This is a genomic window from Flavobacterium paronense (assembly GCF_030409795.1).
Lineage (GTDB): Bacteria > Bacteroidota > Bacteroidia > Flavobacteriales > Flavobacteriaceae > Flavobacterium > Flavobacterium paronense.
This window is the reverse complement of sequence record NZ_JAUFQN010000019.1, coordinates 48,720-67,620: the sequence shown is the minus strand read 5'-3', so window position 1 is coordinate 67,620 and position 18,901 is coordinate 48,720. Positions and strand designations below refer to the sequence as shown.

Sequence of the window (18,901 nt, the reverse complement as noted above, 5' to 3'; positions counted from 1 at the left end):
TGTTTTTTATCAAAAGTAATGAAAAATCAATTCATCTCACCACATAATAATCATTAACCAAAATTGTATAAATTTGAGAAAAATACCATCCTATGTTTCAATCTAAAAAAGATATTGTATATGTAGTTCTTGCCGGAATATTTATTACCAATGCTGTAGTTGCAGAACTTATCGGCGGAAAACTAATAGACGTTGGCCCTGCTGTAATGAGTATTGGCATCTTGCCTTGGCCCATAGTTTTTGTTACCACCGATTTAATCAACGAATATTTTGGTGAAAAAGGTGTTCGCAAACTTTCCATAATTACGGCTTGTTTAATTGCCTATACATTTATCATATTATTTTTTGCAATGAAAATTCCATCGACGGGTATAAGCACGGTTTCAACTTCGCAGTTTAATGCCGTTTTTGGTCAAAGTCAATTGATAATTGTGGGAAGCATTACGGCCTTTTTGATTTCGCAATTGATTGACGTAAGCATTTTCCATTTTTTCAAAAGAAAAACGGGACACAAAATGATTTGGTTGCGAAGTACCGGTTCAACAGTGATATCACAATTGTTTGATAGTTTTATTGTTTTGGGAATTGCATTTTGGCTACCCGGAATTATGGACACCAAAACATTTTTACTTTCGGCAATGACTGGCTATTCGGTTAAACTTGCTATTGCTGTTTTGATGACACCAATGATTTATTTGGGACATAATTTAATTGATAAATACATTGCTAAAGATGGAAAATAAAATACGCTGCGCCTGGTGTGAAAAAGACGATTTATACCGAGATTATCACGATAATGAATGGGGAAATCCTGTTTATGACGATGACACCCTTTTTGAATTTTTGGTTTTGGAAACTTTTCAGGCAGGTTTAAGTTGGTATACGATTTTGAAAAAACGAGACAATTTCAGAAATGCTTTTGATAATTTCGATTATAAAAAAGTAGCTCAATATGATGAAGATAAAGTTCAAGAATTATTGCAAGATGCTGGAATTATTCGAAATAAATTAAAGGTTAGAGGAACCATTTCCAATGCAATAGCCTTTATGGAAGTTCAGAAAGAATTTGGAACTTTCTCCAACTACATTTGGGGTTTTACGGGCGGAAAACCTATCCATAATAATATCAAAAAAATGAGTGATGTTCAGGCGTCAACACCACTTTCAGATAACATAAGCAAAGACTTAAAAAAGCGAGGATTTAAATTTGTAGGTTCAACCGTTGTGTATGCCCACATGCAAGCAACCGGAATGGTTAATGACCATGTTTCAACTTGTTGGAAGCGAAATTAATTGCTTGAGATTCTAAAACCCTCATAAACACTTCTCTCGAAACTTCAAAAGCGCCAAGTTTTTCCAAATGGTCGTTGTGAACTTGACAATCCAAGAGTTTGTAATTGTTTTCTTTTAGATATTGAATCAAAGTCACAAACGCAATTTTGCTTGCATTCGGGACTTTAGAGAACATGCTTTCACCACAGAAAATATGTCCTAAATCGATACCGTATAATCCGCCTACCAATTCATCGTTTTGCCAAACCTCAACCGATTTTGCTATTCCCATTTGATGAAGTTTAGAATAGGAATCTATAAAATCATCAGAAAGCCAGGTTCCATCTTGACCAGGGCGTTCGATTTGCTGACAGCCGAGAATTACTTCACTAAAGTTTTGATTAAACGTAACGCTAAATTTATTTTGATTGAGTAGATTCCGGATACTTTTTGAAACTTTATAAATGGAAGGAACAACCACCATTCTCTCTGGCGGAGACCACCATAAAATTGGCTCTTCTTCATTAAACCAAGGAAAAATTCCCTTACGATAAGCAAGTATTAATCGCTCCACGGACAAATCCCCCCCAATGGCAAGAATGCCTTCTATGGAAGCTTCGTCGACTGGCGGAAAATATAAATCTTTGGATAGGAAATACATTTTGAGAGAATAGAGTAAAGAAGCAAGAGAAAAGAAGCAAGAAAATTTAATTAAAAAAACCATTCACACATTATAATTGTTGGAATGGTCTTTCTTCTTTCTTCTTTGCTCTATTTTCTAGAATGGCAAATCGTCGTGCTCTTCTTCATTGAAGTTAGTTGCTGGAGCAAAGGCTTCTGCCGGAGGCATTGGCGCCATTCCAGCTGCTGGAGCTTCTGCTTGTAGTTTTTCAACTCTCCAACCTTGAATATCGTTGAAATATTTGGTTTCTCCTTGTGGGTTAACCCATTCTCTTCCTCTCAAATTGATTGACACCTTTACGGCATCACCCACATTGTAATTATTCAATAAATCGCATTTGTCCTGCACAAAGTTGATGCTGATAAACTGTGGATACTGCTCTTCTGTTGCCACAACCAATTCTCTTTTTTTAAAGCTGGCGCTCACTTGTTGCTCAGCGTTAATCACTTTAATTTTCCCCGTAACTTCCATAATTATTGTTTTGCTAAAAGCACTTTCCAAGCCGAAAGCGCTTCATTATTATTTAAATATTCTTTTGCTTTTTGGTGGATTTTCATTGCATCATCCGAACTCAAAACACCTTTTACAGCAAAATTTTGCTTTACAAATATAGTAATTTCTTCTTGTGTTGGCAATGCTTCTACATTACCTAATTTACCTAAATCATTCCCGTCAAAAACAGGGCTTTTTTTAACAAAATCCGGAATCATATCCACTCCTATTCCCAGTGTTGTTATGGGCTTTTCAACTTCAAAAAGACCTTGATTGGAACGCGAATACCAATTCCCGCCGAGACGGGAAACCAAATCAATTTTACTTTGGTCAATCATATTCTTGTCATCCAATATGTTTTCGTGGATATGAATTTTTATGACTTCACAGATAATCAAATTTCCAGCTCCACCTTGATTTCCTAAGGCTATAATTTCGTTCACTTTGCATTCCATTTGCACCGGACTTTCGGCAACACGATACGGTTTTACCATATCCGAAGGCAACATCGTTAAACCCGATTTCAAAAACTCATTTACACCATCCGGATATTCCGTACTTGATAATGATGCTTGTTGGACAATAGCATAATTCACCACATTAATTACTACCTCTTTAGTGGCTTCACAGTTTTCCAAAGTATGTTTAATGGTATTATTTCGAACGCGTCTGGCTGGTGAAAAAACCAAAATTGGCGGATTAGAACTAAACACATTGAAGAAACTGAAAGGCGACAAATTAGGTTTCCCATTTTTGTCTATCGTACTTGCAAAAGCAATTGGTCTTGGTGCTACCGCGCTTTGTAAATAGCCTTGCAATTGCGCCGGAGAAAGTGTGTGTGGTTCGAAACTGAGCATTGTATTTAGCTATTTTTTTACAAATGTAATAAGTTTAATCTTTAATACTTTTAATTATATTTATAAAAAATTTATCAATGCAGTTTTCTGAAAAAAGAAACCTTACCCGTTGGATTATCATCATGGCTTCCTTTGTCATTGTGATTTTAATATTATGGAATACCTATTCATTTTTTCAAATCTTTAAAAACGATGAGCGTGTCAAGATGGAAGTTTGGGCAGAGAGTCTAAAAACCTTACTCAACGCCGACCCATTGGAAGACGATGTAGAACTTCCGAGACAAGTAATGAGTAATAACAAAACAATTCCAATAATATTAACCGAAAATAATGCCATTATCAACACTACAAATATTGATGAAAATATTGTAAAGGATAAAGCTAAACTAGCTGATTTTTTGGACAAATTAAAAAAACAAAACGATCCCATTGTTATAAAAATTGGGCCTGGACAAGTGCAGCATTTATACTATGGGAATTCTTCGTTACTCAATAAATTAAAATATTACCCTATTGCTTTGTTGCTAATTATTTTTCTTTTTGGCGCTTTGGTTTATAACTTTTACCGCAGTACAAAAATGGCAACCCAAAACAAACTTTGGGCCGGAATGGCGAAAGAAACGGCACATCAAATTGGCACACCATTATCTTCCTTAATTGGTTGGTTGGAAATAATGAAAGCCGATAATGTTGATGAAACAACCATTACCGAAATTGAAAAAGACATCAACCGATTGCAAACCATCACCGATAGATTTTCAAAAATTGGCTCTGAACCTATTTTGGAACGTATGAATATCATTGCAGAAACAGAACAATCTTTTGATTATCTAAAATCGAGGTTTTCAAAGCAAGTGGAATTTTCCTTTAAAGCGCCTAAAAAACCTATTATGGTTTCTCTCAATCCTGCACTTCACAGTTGGACAGTTGAAAATTTAGTCAAAAACGCTATCGATGCAATGAAGGGCAAAGGCAAAATTTCGGTGGTGATTGAAAACGAAAATAATTTGGTTAAAATCTTAGTTTCTGACACTGGAAATGGTATTCCAAAAAACCAATTTAAAAGAGTCTTTGAACCCGGCTTTACTACGAAAAAACGCGGTTGGGGTTTAGGTCTGTCTTTAACAAAACGTATCGTAGAAGAGTACCACAAAGGAAAAATAAAAGTCTTGCATTCTGAAATTGGAAAGGGAACAACAATGCAAGTTTCTTTTAAAAAGGGATGATTATTTCAAGTTAGTGAACATCATTTTTCTTCCTAATAAGCCTTTACTTAAATACTCTTTTAGGAAATCTTCGCTTTCTTTAGTTTTTTCCATTCCAGCCAAAATAGCTCTTTTCAAACTGTTCAAATTGGATGCATTTTCTGGGCTTACAGAACCAACATTGTACACATCATCCTTACATTTATTCATCTTGTCTCTTATATCCTGCATCATTCTTTTCAATGTTTCGTCAGATTGTGTCGGCTTAAATCTTTTATTTCTGAACATAATAAAGTCATTCAAATCACTGATTGCAGCATTAAAATCTGCCGTAATTGCGATCAATTTTTCTACACTTTTATTTTGGATTAAAACCGTGAACTCTTTCTTTTTTAAATTGTAATAATCCGAAATCAAGTTGTTTAAAAGGCCATTTTTTTCTATTCTTTTAGATGCTTCGAATGCTTTGTCTGCATCAGAAAGTTTTTCGTATTTTTCAATTTCTGCATTATAATCAAAATTCATTTTAGGCTTTACAGTATCCGATTTTCCGCTTATAAATTCATTATTAGTCAATGGCTCATTTAGAAGTTGCCATAAATAATCAAACGGCATGTGATTAACAATCATTCGGTCCGGACTTCTTTTAAAATAAGTGGTGTTTTGCTTTTTTGTGAATTTTTTACCGTCAATAAATCCTGCTCCCCAGGTTGCATCAAACAACAACCATTTTCCGTCAATTTGAGATACATTCCATGCGTGCGAAATACTTGCGACTTGGTCAAACTGTTTTGTATAGCCACTTATGATATAGCTTTTGACACCGACTTTATTAGCAATGTCATTAAAAACTTCAGCATAATGAATGCAAACTCCTTTTCTAGTCTTTAATGTATTGGCAATTTTTACCTGTGGAGAATCCAGATTATTTGGTTCATACATATTAGGAACATCATAACTTATATTTGATGTTATCCAATAGTAAACGGCTCTCATTTTTTCGTCCTGACTGGTGAAATTAGAATTAATGTAATCCGCTATTTGGGATGTAGTTGTAGTCAAATTTTCAGGAATAGTTGCCATTTTGTTGTCAACATAAGAATAATTTACAGAAGTCTGGCCAAACCCAAATTGGAACAACAACACCATAGTAAATACCAATATAATTCTCATAAACTTATTAAGTATTAAAAAACCTGCTAAACTATTAAAATCAGCAGGTTATTATTGTTTTTGAAATGAAATTAAGGCTACAAATTAGCACGAATGTCGGAAGCCAATTGCTCAAATTCTTCTTTAGATAACGATACTTTTCTTTGAAAACGCATGTCGTCCATATCGTGTAGCGGAATTAGATGTACGTGAGTGTGTGGCACTTCAAGTCCAACAACTGCCAAACCAATACGTTTGCATTCAACCGTTTTTTCAAGCGCTTTGGCTACTTTTCTTGAAAACTTCATTAAGCCCAAATACAAAGCTTCATCCATATCAAAAATCTTATTGATTTCTTGTTTAGGAATGCAAAGCGTGTGTCCTTTTGCATTTGGATTTACATCTAAAAAAGCCAAATAATTCTCATCCTCAGCTATTTTATAACAAGGTATTTCTCCGTTAACTATTTTGGTGAAAATGCTAGACATGGTTTTAATTTATTTAAATGGCACTTCGACTGGGCTCAGTGTGACAAATGTTAATCGCGAGAAATCTCTAAAACTTCAAAGTTTAGTTTACCATTTGGAACCGTAATTTCTGCAACCTGTCCAACTGATTTTCCTAATAATCCTTTGCCAATTGGTGAAGTAACAGAAATTTTTCCGGTTTTTAAATCGGCTTCGCTTTCGGCTACTAAAGTATATTTCAACTCCATTCCATTAGCTTGGTTTTTGATTTTCACATTTGATAAAACCAACACTTTGGAAACATCAAGATGTGTTTCGTCTATCAATCGTGCGTTTGAATGTACTTCTTCTAATTTAGCAATTCTCATTTCAAGCATTCCTTGTGCTTCTTTGGCTGCATCGTATTCTGCATTTTCAGACAAATCACCTTTGTCTCTTGCTTCTGCAATAGCTTGTGAAGCTTTTGGTCTTTCTATACTTTTTAATTGATCTAATTCTTCTCTCAATTTCTTTAATCCTTCTGCTGTGTAATATGATACTGTACTCATGGTTTCCTCTTTTATATAAATAGAAAAAATCCCATCGCAACGGGATTTCTTTTTGCAAAGATATAATTTTAATGTTATTTAAAAATTGTTGACGTTTTTATAACGCTTGTCAAAGTTAATTAATTTAAATTTGTTTCGCTATAGTATTTTAAAAAAATAATATGAAAAAGATTTTAATTCTATTGGTGTTCTTCCCTTTTATCTTTGGCTGCGATGCCGGAAGTATTAATTATAACAATCCAAATATTCCAAACTATCCTGTCAATTTACAAATTAATATGAGTTTACCTCAATACAGTAATCTTCAATTTCCAGGTTATAATGTTAAAGATTATTCACAAGGCGTTAGAGGAATTGTGATTTTCAATACCGGAAGCGGTTATAATGCTTTCGATTTAGCTTGTCCAAACCAGGCTTTTAACCTATGCTCTTTACCTTTGAGCATATCATCTTCAGGTGCTATAGAAGCAAAATGTCAATGCAATACAGCCGAAAATGGATATAGCTTGTACACAGGGCAAAGTGCCGGTCAAAACTATCCGCTGAAACCTTATCGCGTAGAAATCAGCGGTGGAAACCTTATCATTACAAATTAAAATTTCAGCGTTGCTCCTGCCAAAAAATTAATTCCTGCCTGCGGATAATATCCTACGCCTTCGATAGTTGTTATAACTCCAGGCGTTGAAAAATCATCATCATAATTGTAGAAATAGCCATTTGACTCGTATTTAAAATCGAATAGATTATTAACTAATCCTGAAAAGAGAATCGATTTTACTCCTTTATTGATAGTCCATAAATAAGTCACATTCAAATCATGAACATTGTAAGCTTTCAAAACTGAAGTTTGTGAATCAATATTCCCCATAAATTGTTTTCCAACAAATTTGTTTAACAAAGTAAGATTTAGGTTTTTTATAGGAGAATAAGTTGTACTGTTTCCAAAAACAATATCCGGAGAAAATGCAATGTTTGTATTTCCCAAATTCTGCAAAACACCATCACGCTGAAAGTAAAAATCTTTATTCTTATTCTGACTTAAAGTAATATTCGGCTGAAAAGTAAGCTTATTAATTACTTTGATTGTTGATTCTATTTCGATTCCGTAACGATAACTTTTCCCGCTATTGGTGAAAATTGGTGAACCAACATCGTTTAACGCACCTGTTAAAACCAACTGATCTTTGTACTGCATATAAAAAGCATTGGTGTTTACCGTTACCTTTTTAGCATTGTATTTCCATCCTAATTCATAATCGAACAGACGCTCTGGCTTTGTGCTTCCGTTTTCGTAATCATCGCGTCTTGGTTCTTTGTTAGCAATTCCGGCATAAACATAAATCACATTTTTGGAATTCAATTGATAATTTGCTCCGACTTTCGGATTGAAAAAACGAAACGTGTCATTTACATCAGAAAATGATTCACCGGTTGCTTTGTAAAAAACCATTCGGTATTGCAAATCGGCAAATAAGTTTATTTTTCCGAATGTTTGCGATGCTTTAGCGTAGAAATTTACATCGTCTTTATTTCCGAAATCATTATAATAAAGATTGGATGCCGGAACATAAAACTGCGTCCAAATTACTTCTCCAAAATGCTTTCCTAAGTATCGATTTGCTGCACCACCAAACAAAAAATCGGTTTTATTTTTTTTATAATTCAGCGAAAATGTTGTTCCAAAAAAGTCGTTATCCAACCATTTCTGTCTGACTAAATCAGCTGTTGCATTTCCTTGAAAATCTGGCAGATTATAATCGCCCAATGTTGCATCTTCTCTATATTGCTCGTAATAGCCTTTCCCTAAAGTATAATGAAGTGCCATGTTGGAGGTCCATTTTTCAGACCATCTTTCAAACCAATGCAACTGAAAATGATGTTGCCAATAATTATCGGTTTCATTGTCATAGAATTTGGTATTCCCATATTCATCAGTATACATTCCGACTGAATTATATGTTCTGTCATTTTCTAACAGATAAGGATCTTCCAATCCGTTCCAGGCTTGGTAGGTTTTTTCTTTTCCGCCAAAGGCAAGAAACTGTAATGAGGTCGATTTTTTTATATAATTGATATTGAAAAAATAACCGAACATCTTAGTAGAAGCCCTATCAATATAGCCATCGGAAGCTATTTGTGAAATTCTTCCATTGATTTCCAGATTATCGTGCAAACCGGTTCCGAAAGCTAAAGTGTGTTTTCTGGTGCCGAAACTTCCACCTGAATTTGAGATTTCCGCGTAAGCATTTTCTTGAAATGATTTGGTTTGCATATTTAAACTCGCCCCAAAAGCTCCGGCACCATTAGTTGAAGTTCCAACGCCACGTTGCAGTTGAATACTTTCTAATGAGCTTGCAAAATCAGGTAAATCGACAAAATAAGTTCCCTGACTTTCGCTGTCATTAAACGGAACACCGTTCAGCGTTACATTAATTCTCGAACCATCAGCGCCACGAACTCGCATGTAAGTGTAGCCAACGCCATTTCCGGCATCAGTAGTTGTGACAACCGAAGGTAAATAGTTTAATAAAATTGGAATGTCTTGCCCCAGATTTCGCGGAGCAATTTCTTCTTTGGTTACATTGGTAAACGTAACCGGATTTTTTTTGTTAGCGCGAACTGCCGACACCAAAACCTCATCAAGTTGATTAACTTTGATAGTGTCTTTGGGTCTTTCTTGTGAAAAACTTAAAAAAGTAACTAATACTGTTACGAAGAGTATTGTTTTCTCTCGCAAAGGCGAAAAGGCGCATAGGTTTTTGAATAAATTTTCCATCCGTAAATACTTTACGAATAAAAAGAGGTAATTATTCTTTGTTAAAAATTAATATGTGTTTCCTGTGACAAAAAGCATGTTCTTTTAGCTGTCACTTTTCCTTAAACAGCATTACCTGTTCTAAGTTCATTGGGTATAATCTCAGCTCGTTATTTAGAGCACCCCTTTTGAGACAGGACAAAAGTAAAAAAAGATTTTTAGATTTTTAGGTTTTTAGACTATTAGATTTTACAACTCTGGTTTTTTGCGATTTTGTTTTATTTCGGAAATAGTTGATTTATCTTTTAATCGTTTTTCAACTACTGATTTTGGAACTTTGGTTAGCTTTCGTTTTTTAGGAATAATCAAAGCTTTTTCGATTAATCCCAAAAACCGCTTTGTCACGATTGTTTTGTTTTTGAGTTGACTTCTGTCTTCATCACAATTTAAAATGAGTAGGTTTTCGGATGTTAATTTCGTAGCCAATTTTGTTGCAATTAATACTTTCTCTTCTTCATTTAATGCCTGAGAAGCATTCAAATCAAATGTCAGCACAACTTTGGAAGAAACTTTATTTACATTTTGTCCGCCAGCTCCAGAACTTCTAATGGCTTTAAAATTAAGTTCTGTTATGATTTTTTCAGTTTCCATTTTGAGGTTGATGTGCCGGTTTTAGCAAATCGTTTACTGTTTTTACCGGATTAAAAGTAACCAACGGAACTTCTACAAAAACCGTTATCCATTTTGCCATGGCACCATTCCAAAGTCCTGGCAATTCGTAACCTTTTAGGTCTTTCCCTTTGTTATTTTTATGAACAATAAAACCAGTACTTGTATCAACAAATTGGGTTAAATCAAATTTTTCACCATAATAGTTTTTGGTAGCACAGACCAAATCCACCGGATTAAAATGGGTGGCTTTTGTCAAAATTTTTGCTTGTTCAGTATTATGAGTGTCAACCTGCGAACTTTCAACAATTTGCAATGAAACATTGCCTTTATAACTTCTTACCCAAAATGGTCCGCCACCAGGTTCTCCTTCATTTTTTACCATTCCGCATACTCTAATTGGTCGGTTTAATTTGCTTTTTATGAACTCTAATTTATTCTCAACAGTATATTTGTAAAAATCTTCCAGAACATCAATATTCAATTTTTTTTCCATGAAATCAATAATATCTGGAATATGTCTTTCGTCCATTTCATTATTTTCAACAGCTTTAATAATTTTGAAAATTTGTTCTTGCAGATTGAGTAATACACCTGCTAATCCTTTTTTATACAAAGTGATTTCCTTAATATGGTTCTGAATTACATTATCAATATTTTTAATAAAAATCACATCAGCTTCAAGATTATTCAAATTATTGATTAAAGCACCATGGCCGCCAGGACGAAAAATAAGCTGCCCATTTTCATTGCGAAATGGCTCATTGTTTGGGGTAACTGCAATCGTGTCTGTGCTTTTGTCCTGATGGGAATAAGCAACGTGAAGCGTGGTTTGAGACTTCTCTTCAACTTTATGTTTAACTCTACCAATTATATTTTGAAATAAATCTTCGTGATGATGCGAAACAGTAAAATGAAGATGCGAAACCGAATTGGCACTGGCATAAAAGGCACATTCATTTAAATGTTCCTCGGCTGGAGTAGTAATTTCTGTTTCGTATTTATGAAAATCTAAAACCCCTTTTGGTTTATTCGCAAAATCAAAATAGTCTTGCGACATCATTGTTTTTATGAAATGATAACTTTTTTCATGGCTTTCTAAAGAATAGTAATTACCATGAATTTCTTTTACCTTTGATTTTATAGTTTCGAAAAATGGAAATTTTTCAATTCCAGCTAAAAATATTGGTAGATTTTTGTCTTTTTTCCGGTTGATATAAGCATTTATAGTTTCATTCTCATAGTCAAAATCATTTAAAAATTCACTTAAAAATTTAAACATCCTACTAGCTGCTCCTGAAGCCGGGACAAACTTTTTTAGTTTCAACTGATCCTTTTTAGCATCAAAAAAACTTGCATATTTTTGAAACTCTTCGACTGATAATTTTACAATTCCATCGTTTACTGTTGCAGGTTTCTCTAGTGTAATCTTTGGAATTCCTGATTTAAACAACAAAAGCTCACCTTCGATTTTATCCAATGAAATACCCAAAGCATTGATTTGTTCAAAATCTGCTTCGGTAAAACCGTATTTATTTATTAAATTATCTTTTGTTGTAAAGTTCTCTTCCATTCTAAATAACCAAAAATGGCAATTATTGTAAAAATTAAATACTGAATACTCGTAAACGAATAGCCTTTGACAAAATACATTGGAATGGATATGATATCACCAATTATCCATAAAATCCAATTCTCTATTTTTCGTCTGGCCATCAACCACATTCCAACAAAGAAAATTCCGGTGACCAATGTATCAACGTATGATGTCCAGTGGGTAAATTTATCAAAAAAAGTGTATACGGCAATGACGAAAACTATAGTTCCGATGAAAAGCACTATTGAAACTTTCTTTTCGTAAGTATTCATTCTCGAAATCGGGAATTCAACTACATTCTCTTTCTTTCGAGTCCAATGATACCAGCCATAAATGCTCATCAAAACATAGTAAAAATTAATCATCATATCACCAAGCAACGACCACTTCCAAAGCAAATACGTATAAATGGCCGTATTGATTATTCCTGTTGGGAAGACCAAAATATTATCTTTCTTCGCATACCATACACTCAACAATCCAAATAGTATTGCGGTTACTTCCAATACAATTTCGTAGGTTGGATAGTCTCTATATTGATTAAAGAGGAATTCAAACATTAGTCAAAAAAGTTTATATCGTTTTCAAACGCTGTTCCAATAACAACCAAATCTGCTCCTGCATTGTATGCTTTCTCAATTTGTTTTTTAGAACGAATACCACCTCCTACTATTAACGGAATCGAAATCCGCTCTGAAACCTTTTTTATAATTTCTAAAGGAACTGCATTTTGCGCTCCGCTGCCCGCTTCGAGATAAATTATTTTGTTCCCGATTAATTCGCCTGCCTTTGCGGTTTGAGCAATATAATCGATATTAGTTTTAGATAAAGGCTTGGTTTGACTTACCCGTTCTACGGCAGTTTCTGCACCACTTTCTATTAAAATATAACCCGTGGAAATGATTTCTAAGTTTGTCTTTTCTAGAATTGGAACCGAGTTAATTTGATGTTCAACCAAATAATCCGGATTTCTTCCCGAAAGTAACATTAAGAATAAAATTCCATCGGCTTCAGCTGAAATCTGAGATGGATTTCCTGGGAAAAGCACAATAGGTAATTCGGTCTTTTCTTTTAATCGTTGAATAATATCGTCTAGATGAAGGCCTTCAAAAGAACTTCCGCCTACAAAAATATGCGTGGCTGGTGATTGATTGATTTTTGATATTAATGCATCCATTGAACCCAAATCCAATTTATCGGGATCAAGAAGAATGGCTAAAAGTTTCTGGTTCTTTGATTTTGAATCAAGTATTTGATTGTAGATTTTTCTCATTATTTCTTCTCAAAGGCACAAACAAAAACATAGTTTTCAATGAAATCAAAAAGTATATCAAGATATTCAACGCTATTATCAACTCGCAATTCAACGGTACAATTTTTATCGCTTAAATCAAAATCGTTTTCAAAAATGTGGTCTTTAAAACTGATTCCAATTACATTTTTAACTTTAAAAACTGCTTCTTTAATTCCCCAAATCACTGTTGCTTTTATCAATTTGTCCTCTTGACTAAGATTTTCAAGATGCGAAATATCCATGTAACGTGGTGCTAGTTTTAAGGTTTTGTCTTTTAGTATTTCTAAATCGGCACCAATGTTTACATCGCTTACAACAATCACCGAATAGTCATGTGAATGTGAAATCGAGATGTGTCTGTCATCTTTTAAGTGGGGCTTTCCAAACTCATCATAGTACAAATCAAAATCGGTATAACCTGCTTCCATCAATAATCGTCTAACACTTAGAAAACCTTTTTGATGTCCTTCGGCTTTCATGTTTTCAACACGGGCTAATGAAACGTCCTTCAAGGCAACACTGCTAAACAACTCGTCAAATGTCTCGGTTATTTTCCAAACCAACAGTTGCGTGTAATCGTTTAAAGCTATGGATTTTAGTATTGGCATTTAGTATTTTACTGTTTTTCAAAACATTATACGGTTAAACAATTGATAATTTTAAAAATAAATTATTAAAATCAAAACCTATGTTGTAATTTTGCACCGAAATTAAAAAAACAAATATACATAATAGATGAGTACACAAACATTACCTTATGTAGCTTTTAAAGTGAAAGATATTTCACTTGCAGCTTGGGGAAGAAAAGAAATTGAATTGGCAGAAGCCGAAATGCCAGGATTAATGGCTCTTAGAGCTGAATACAAAAACGAACAACCTCTAAAAGGAGCTCGTATTGCTGGTTGTTTACACATGACTATTCAAACGGCTGTTTTAATTGAAACTTTGATTGCTCTTGGAGCTGAAGTTACTTGGTCATCTTGTAACATTTTCTCTACTCAGGATCAGGCTGCTGCTGCCATTGCTGCTGCCGGAATTCAGGTTTATGCTTGGAAAGGTCTTGATGAAGAATCATTTGACTGGTGTATTGAGCAAACTTTATTCTTTGGTGAAGACAGAAAACCATTGAACATGATTTTAGATGATGGTGGAGATTTGACAAACATGGTTATCGACCGTTTCCCTGAATTGGTTGCTGGCATCAAAGGATTATCTGAAGAAACTACAACAGGTGTTCACAGACTTTACGAAAGAGTTAAAGCCGGAACTTTACCAATGCCTGCCATCAATGTTAATGATTCGGTTACTAAATCGAAATTTGACAACAAATACGGTTGTAAAGAATCAGCTGTTGATGCTGTTCGTAGAGCAACTGATATTATGTTAGCCGGAAAAAGAGTAGTTGTTTGCGGATATGGTGATGTTGGAAAAGGAACTGCGGCTTCTTTCCGTGGTGCTGGTTCTATTGTAACCGTTACCGAAATTGATCCAATCTGTGCTTTGCAAGCGGCTATGGACGGTTTTGAAGTTAAAAAATTAAATACTGTAGTTGAAAATGCTGATATCATCATTACAACAACCGGAAATAAAGACATCGTTTTAGGTTCTCATTTCGAAAAAATGAAAGACAAAACTATCGTTTGTAATATTGGTCATTTTGATAACGAAATTGATATGGCTTGGTTAAACAAAAACCACGGTGCTTCTAAAGTAGAAATCAAACCACAAGTAGACAAATATACTATTGCAGGAAAAGATATCATCATCTTAGCTGAAGGTCGTTTGGTAAACTTAGGTTGTGCTACAGGTCACCCAAGTTTTGTAATGAGTAATTCATTTACAAACCAAACGTTAGCGCAAATCGAATTGTGGAAAAACAGTGCGGCTTATAACAATGACGTTTATATGTTACCAAAACATTTAGATGAAAAAGTAGCGATGTTACATCTTGCAAAATTAGGCGTTGAATTGGAAACTTTAAGAACTGACCAAGCGGAATATATTGGTGTTGAAGTTCAAGGGCCATTTAAACCGGAGTATTACAGATACTAGTATTAAAATTTTAGTATTAAGTATAAAGACAAAACCCTTGCAGAAATGTGAGGGTTTTTTGTTTACTGTTTACAGCGTTTGTTGAGTTTTTTTATATTGATTAATCGAAAATTTATTTACATTTATTGTATGTTTGTAACCTAATGAAAAATAGTAGTATTAAAAAATAATGCTAAACTGTTGATAAATATAAATTTATACTAATTACTAAAGTATTAGGAATTGTCCTAAACAATAGAATAATGTTGTGCTTTATGAAAAAAATAATCCCTCTTTTTTTATTGATGTTTGCTCTTTTTCAGTCAGTAAAGATGCAATCTCAGGACATAATGAAAAGTACCGATTTGAGTACTATTAAAGTAGATAATCTTAGTGAAAACGATATTGCTGAAATTAAGTCTCAACTTATAGCAAACAAACAAACTATAGAGCAAGTTATGCCTATGGTCTTGAGCAAAGGGATGACAGCCGCTGAGTTTATTAAACTAAAATTACGTTTAGGAGCTTCAACTGTTAAGGTCAATGAAACAACAACTGGCACTGACACTGATCGTAAACAAGAAGCCGTTGTAAACATAAAGGAGAAAGACAATCAGAACTCGTTGATTTTTGGGTCACAATTGTTTGATAACCCAACACTTAATTTTGAGCCAAATTTAAAAATTGCAAGTCCTGTAAATTATGTTTTAGGACCTGGCGATGAACTTCAAGTGAGTGTTTTTGGTGTTCAGGAATATAATGCAACTGTTGTGGTGAGTGTTGAAGGTAAGGTGAGCATTCAAAACGTGGGACAGTTTTCGGTTTCGGGCATGACCTTTGAAGCGGCAACTACAAAAATTAAAAGCGCTATTGCCAAAGTATATTCAACTGTAGCATCAGGACAATCTCAGGTTGGAATCAGTTTGAGTCGTATTAGAACCATTAAAATAACATTAATTGGTAGCAAGCAACCTGGTAATTATTCTATTTCGTCTTTGGCAACAGTTTATAACGCTCTTTTTTTAGGCGGTGGACCAGGTAATAATGAAACATATAGAAACATTGAGTTATTGCGAAATAATAAGGTCATAAAAATTGTAGATATTTATAACTTTTTGGTCAATGGAAGCCAAGAAGACAATTTGGGATTAAAAGATAATGATGTGATTCGAATTCCGGCATACAAACTGCGCGTTATTTTAGAAGGAGAGGTTAAACGTCCGGGGATTTTTGAAATGAAGGATGGAGAGACTTTTGACGATTTATTAAGATTTGCATCCGGATTTAACGATTTGGCTTACAAAGCATCTGTTAATGTAATCCAAAAAACGGACAAAGAGTTTAAAGTTAAAGATATTAAATCTTCCGAATTTAAAAATTACATTCCCAAATCTGGCGATGTGTTTAAAGTTTCTAAAATTCTGAATCGTTTTGAGAATAGAATTAGTATTGATGGTGCGGTTTTTAGACCCGATACTTACTCATTTAATGAAGGAATGCGTATTTTAGACTTGGTTTCTAAAGCCGATGGTTTAAAAGAAGATGCCTATACAAATAGAGCTGCAATTATTAGAGTTAAACCTGATTTGACTTCTGAAATTGTTAATGTCGATCTTGCAAAAGCAATTAATGGAGATGCCGAAGCTAATATCCTTTTGAAAAAAGAAGACAGAGTTACAGTTTATTCTATTTTAGAATTTAAAGAAGACTATAATGTAACTATTGATGGTGAAATTAGTAATCCAGGAGTTTATCATTATTTTGAAAATCTAACATTAAATGATTTATTGATTCAAGCAGGAGGTTTGACTGGTTCGGCATCAAAACGTGTGGAAGTGGCAAGGATGATAAAATCAGAAGAGATAGATGACACGAACCCGAAGAAGGTAGAATTAATTAACATAGAAATTTCTGCATCCAATAACGAACAAGCAAAAAACTTTGCATTGCAACCTTTTGATGTGATTAACATTCGTAAAGTTGCTGTCTATGAAAAACCCGAGATGGTTACCGTAAGCGGAGCGGTTAATTATGCTGGAAATTACGTTTTAGCAAACAAAAAAGATAAAATATATGATGTAATTCAAAGGGCAGGTGGATTAACATCATTAGCCAATATTGACGGTGTAAAAATAAGAAGACCTATAGACACCAAACAGATTGAGAAAATTAAGAATATTAATTTAAAACTAGATAAAAAAGATAGTATTCAAAATAGAGTAATTAATAAATTGGCACTTGATTTAAAATATGCCACCATTCCAGTGAACTGGAAAGAAGTAGAAAAAAATCAAGAGAGCAATACCAACGTTACTCTATTTCCAGGTGACATAATAGAAGTGAGTACTTTTAGAGAAGGTGTGAAAGTAGCTGGAAATGTGCTTTTAACTTCCGAGATTCCATATGATAAAAGTAAAGGATTTGGATATTATATCAATGCGGTAGGCGGAGTAGATAATCAAGGATGGCAGCGCAAGTCCTATATTATTTATCCTAATGGTGAAGCAGCGGTTTCAAAATCGTTTTTGTTTTTGCGATTCAATCCAAAAGTCAAACCAGACTCACAGATTATTGTTCCGCAAAAACCTGAACGCAGAAAGCTTTCTACCGTAGAATTTATAAGTATAGGAAGTATCTTAGCAAGTCTGTCGTTGATTTTTGTAACAGCTTTTAAATAATTTTTACCACAAAAAGAATATGGAAATTAATCCAAATACAGACGAAGAACTATCCATTAAAGAAATAGTAATACGAGGAAAAGGGTTTTGGGAATATATAGTTTCCAGACGTAAAACCGTTTACAAAGCTATGCTGGTTGGTGCAATTTTAGGCTTGGCCTATTCTTCAATTAAACAACCCGAATATAGCGCATCTTTATCTTTTGCTTTGGAAGACAAAAGTTCTGGTGGAATGAATTCTTTAAGCATTGACAGTCCATTCGGAATTGATTTGGTTGGAGGAGGCAATGGAGGAGCTTTTTCGAGTTCTAATTTGCCCGAGCTATTCATGTCCAGGAATATGGTTGAAAGAACATTATTAACACCCGTACTTTTTGAAAAGAAAAAAATATCGCTGGCTGAAATGTATATTCAAAATAAGGGTTGGCGCAAAATTTGGAATGAAAATCCACAATTGAAATCGATTCAATTTTTGCCAAATTCTAATCGCTCCGGCTTCACACGAGTGAATGATAGTATTTTGGGTATTATTTATGAAGATCTTTCCAAAACCGATTTAACTGTATCTCAAAAAGATAAAAAAAATGGAATTATCTATATTAATGCAAAATCTACAAATGAACTGTTTGCTAAATATTTTACGGAAGCTTTAGCAAAGCAAGTTTCTGATTTTTATATTGATTATAAAAGCAAAAAGGCTCGTGAAAATGTGAGTATTTTAATGAAGCAAACAGACTCCATTCGTGGTGAATTGAATAGTGCCATCACAGGAGTTGCAGTTTCCGTTGATAATACTTTCAATTTGAACCCTGCTTTAAATATAAAAAGGGCCTCAACTTCTAGAAGACAAGTAGATGTTCAAGCAAATACTGTTATTTTAACCGAATTAGTAAAACAAACAGAACTAGCTAAAGTGGCTCTTCGCAAAGAGACCCCTTTAATTCAAGTAATAGACAGTCCTATTTTACCATTAAAGAAAGATAAAGTGGGAATAATGTCAGGAGTAATTTTGGGAAGTCTTATCGCTTTATTTCTATCATTGCTTTTTATAGTGTTAAAAAACATTTTTAAACAAATATTAGAATAATTACATCTTCAAATTTTTCTCAGGCAATAAAAGCATTCAAGGTTTTGCAAAAAGCATAACAATTAAAGTATAATTAAGGATTAACATTATTCCTACTGAAACCAATTCCCAATAC

Annotated in this window: 19 protein-coding genes; 7 read left to right on the top strand and 12 right to left on the bottom strand. The window is 33.9% G+C overall.

The annotated features are described in order from the left end of the window. Nucleotides 1-92 precede the first annotated feature (92 nt). Nucleotides 93-743 (top strand): queuosine precursor transporter, encoded by a 651-nt coding sequence (locus QWY90_RS01930; protein WP_290284136.1) that lies wholly within the window; start codon nucleotides 93-95, stop codon nucleotides 741-743. Beyond that, nucleotides 733-1,293 carry a DNA-3-methyladenine glycosylase I gene (locus tag QWY90_RS01925; RefSeq protein ID WP_290284135.1) on the top strand — a complete coding sequence of 187 codons (561 nt, stop codon included), beginning with the start codon at nucleotides 733-735 and terminating at the stop codon, nucleotides 1,291-1,293. Before QWY90_RS01930 ends, QWY90_RS01925 begins: the two co-directional genes overlap by 11 nt. Here the strand turns inward: QWY90_RS01925 and aat are convergent. The 3 genes from aat to QWY90_RS01910 all read right to left on the bottom strand — a co-directional run bounded on the left by aat (nucleotide 1,256) and on the right by QWY90_RS01910 (nucleotide 3,303). Beyond that, nucleotides 1,256-1,933: a leucyl/phenylalanyl-tRNA--protein transferase gene (gene aat, locus QWY90_RS01920; protein WP_290284134.1), complete on the bottom strand. Its 678-nt coding sequence runs from the start codon at nucleotides 1,931-1,933 to the stop codon at nucleotides 1,256-1,258. The two genes, QWY90_RS01925 and aat, sit on opposite strands and share 38 nt — an antisense overlap. 117 nt (nucleotides 1,934-2,050) lie before the next feature. Further along, on the bottom strand, nucleotides 2,051-2,425 hold the full coding sequence (locus QWY90_RS01915; protein WP_290284133.1) for a DUF3127 domain-containing protein: 375 nt from the start codon (nucleotides 2,423-2,425) through the stop codon (nucleotides 2,051-2,053). A 2-nt stretch (nucleotides 2,426-2,427) separates the two neighbouring features. Beyond that, nucleotides 2,428-3,303: a flavin reductase family protein gene (locus tag QWY90_RS01910; RefSeq protein WP_290284132.1), complete on the bottom strand. Its 876-nt coding sequence runs from the start codon at nucleotides 3,301-3,303 to the stop codon at nucleotides 2,428-2,430. 77 nt (nucleotides 3,304-3,380) lie between these two features. Here QWY90_RS01910 and QWY90_RS01905 point away from each other — a divergent pair, with 77 nt between their 5' ends. Further along, complete coding sequence (locus tag QWY90_RS01905; protein ID WP_290284131.1) at nucleotides 3,381-4,529, top strand: sensor histidine kinase; 1,149 nt, start codon at nucleotides 3,381-3,383, stop codon at nucleotides 4,527-4,529. Here the strand turns inward: QWY90_RS01905 and QWY90_RS01900 are convergent, their stop codons facing one another. The 3 genes from QWY90_RS01900 to greA form a co-directional block, all read right to left on the bottom strand. After that, complete coding sequence (locus tag QWY90_RS01900) at nucleotides 4,530-5,681, bottom strand: transglutaminase domain-containing protein (protein WP_290284130.1); 1,152 nt, start codon at nucleotides 5,679-5,681, stop codon at nucleotides 4,530-4,532. Nucleotides 5,682-5,758: 77 nt separating this feature from the next. Continuing rightward, nucleotides 5,759-6,148 carry an HIT family protein gene (locus QWY90_RS01895; RefSeq protein WP_290284129.1) on the bottom strand — a complete coding sequence of 130 codons (390 nt, stop codon included), beginning with the start codon at nucleotides 6,146-6,148 and terminating at the stop codon, nucleotides 5,759-5,761. Nucleotides 6,149-6,198: 50 nt separating this feature from the next. Further along, entirely contained in the window at nucleotides 6,199-6,675 is a 477-nt protein-coding gene (gene greA, locus QWY90_RS01890; RefSeq protein ID WP_290284128.1) for a transcription elongation factor GreA, read from the bottom strand. A gap of 161 nt (nucleotides 6,676-6,836) precedes the next feature. Between greA and QWY90_RS01885 the strand changes: the two genes are divergently transcribed. Beyond that, nucleotides 6,837-7,271 (top strand): Rieske (2Fe-2S) protein, encoded by a 435-nt coding sequence (locus QWY90_RS01885; RefSeq protein WP_290284127.1) that lies wholly within the window; start codon nucleotides 6,837-6,839, stop codon nucleotides 7,269-7,271. Here the strand turns inward: QWY90_RS01885 and QWY90_RS01880 are convergent. The 6 genes from QWY90_RS01880 to QWY90_RS01855 all read right to left on the bottom strand — a co-directional run bounded on the left by QWY90_RS01880 (nucleotide 7,268) and on the right by QWY90_RS01855 (nucleotide 13,598). Continuing rightward, on the bottom strand, nucleotides 7,268-9,451 hold the full coding sequence (locus tag QWY90_RS01880) for a TonB-dependent receptor (RefSeq protein WP_290284126.1): 2,184 nt from the start codon (nucleotides 9,449-9,451) through the stop codon (nucleotides 7,268-7,270). The two genes, QWY90_RS01885 and QWY90_RS01880, sit on opposite strands and share 4 nt — an antisense overlap. Nucleotides 9,452-9,679: 228 nt before the next feature. Then, entirely contained in the window at nucleotides 9,680-10,081 is a 402-nt protein-coding gene (gene arfB / locus QWY90_RS01875) for an alternative ribosome rescue aminoacyl-tRNA hydrolase ArfB (protein ID WP_290284125.1), read from the bottom strand. After that, nucleotides 10,071-11,672, bottom strand: a complete 1,602-nt coding sequence (locus QWY90_RS01870; RefSeq protein ID WP_290284124.1) for a DUF4301 family protein — start codon at nucleotides 11,670-11,672, stop codon at nucleotides 10,071-10,073. Before QWY90_RS01870 ends, arfB begins: the two co-directional genes overlap by 11 nt. Beyond that, nucleotides 11,639-12,256, bottom strand: a complete 618-nt coding sequence (gene pnuC, locus QWY90_RS01865) for a nicotinamide riboside transporter PnuC (protein ID WP_290284123.1) — start codon at nucleotides 12,254-12,256, stop codon at nucleotides 11,639-11,641. The genes QWY90_RS01870 and pnuC overlap by 34 nt, the downstream gene beginning before the upstream one ends. Next, nucleotides 12,256-12,969, bottom strand: a complete 714-nt coding sequence (locus QWY90_RS01860) for a geranylgeranylglyceryl/heptaprenylglyceryl phosphate synthase (RefSeq protein ID WP_290284122.1) — start codon at nucleotides 12,967-12,969, stop codon at nucleotides 12,256-12,258. Before QWY90_RS01860 ends, pnuC begins: the two co-directional genes overlap by 1 nt. Beyond that, nucleotides 12,969-13,598, bottom strand: a complete 630-nt coding sequence (locus tag QWY90_RS01855; protein ID WP_290284121.1) for a 4'-phosphopantetheinyl transferase family protein — start codon at nucleotides 13,596-13,598, stop codon at nucleotides 12,969-12,971. Before QWY90_RS01855 ends, QWY90_RS01860 begins: the two co-directional genes overlap by 1 nt. Nucleotides 13,599-13,725: 127 nt before the next feature. Between QWY90_RS01855 and ahcY the strand changes: the two genes are divergently transcribed. From ahcY to QWY90_RS01840, 3 genes are all read left to right on the top strand, one after another. Then, a complete protein-coding gene (gene ahcY, locus QWY90_RS01850; protein WP_290284120.1) occupies nucleotides 13,726-15,042 on the top strand; it encodes an adenosylhomocysteinase in 1,317 nt (438 codons plus the stop codon). Nucleotides 15,043-15,296: 254 nt separating this feature from the next. Next, nucleotides 15,297-17,699: an SLBB domain-containing protein gene (locus QWY90_RS01845; protein WP_290284119.1), complete on the top strand. Its 2,403-nt coding sequence runs from the start codon at nucleotides 15,297-15,299 to the stop codon at nucleotides 17,697-17,699. 19 nt (nucleotides 17,700-17,718) lie between these two features. Continuing rightward, nucleotides 17,719-18,786 (top strand): lipopolysaccharide biosynthesis protein, encoded by a 1,068-nt coding sequence (locus QWY90_RS01840; RefSeq protein ID WP_290284118.1) that lies wholly within the window; start codon nucleotides 17,719-17,721, stop codon nucleotides 18,784-18,786. Nucleotides 18,787-18,901: the final 115 nt, after the last annotated feature.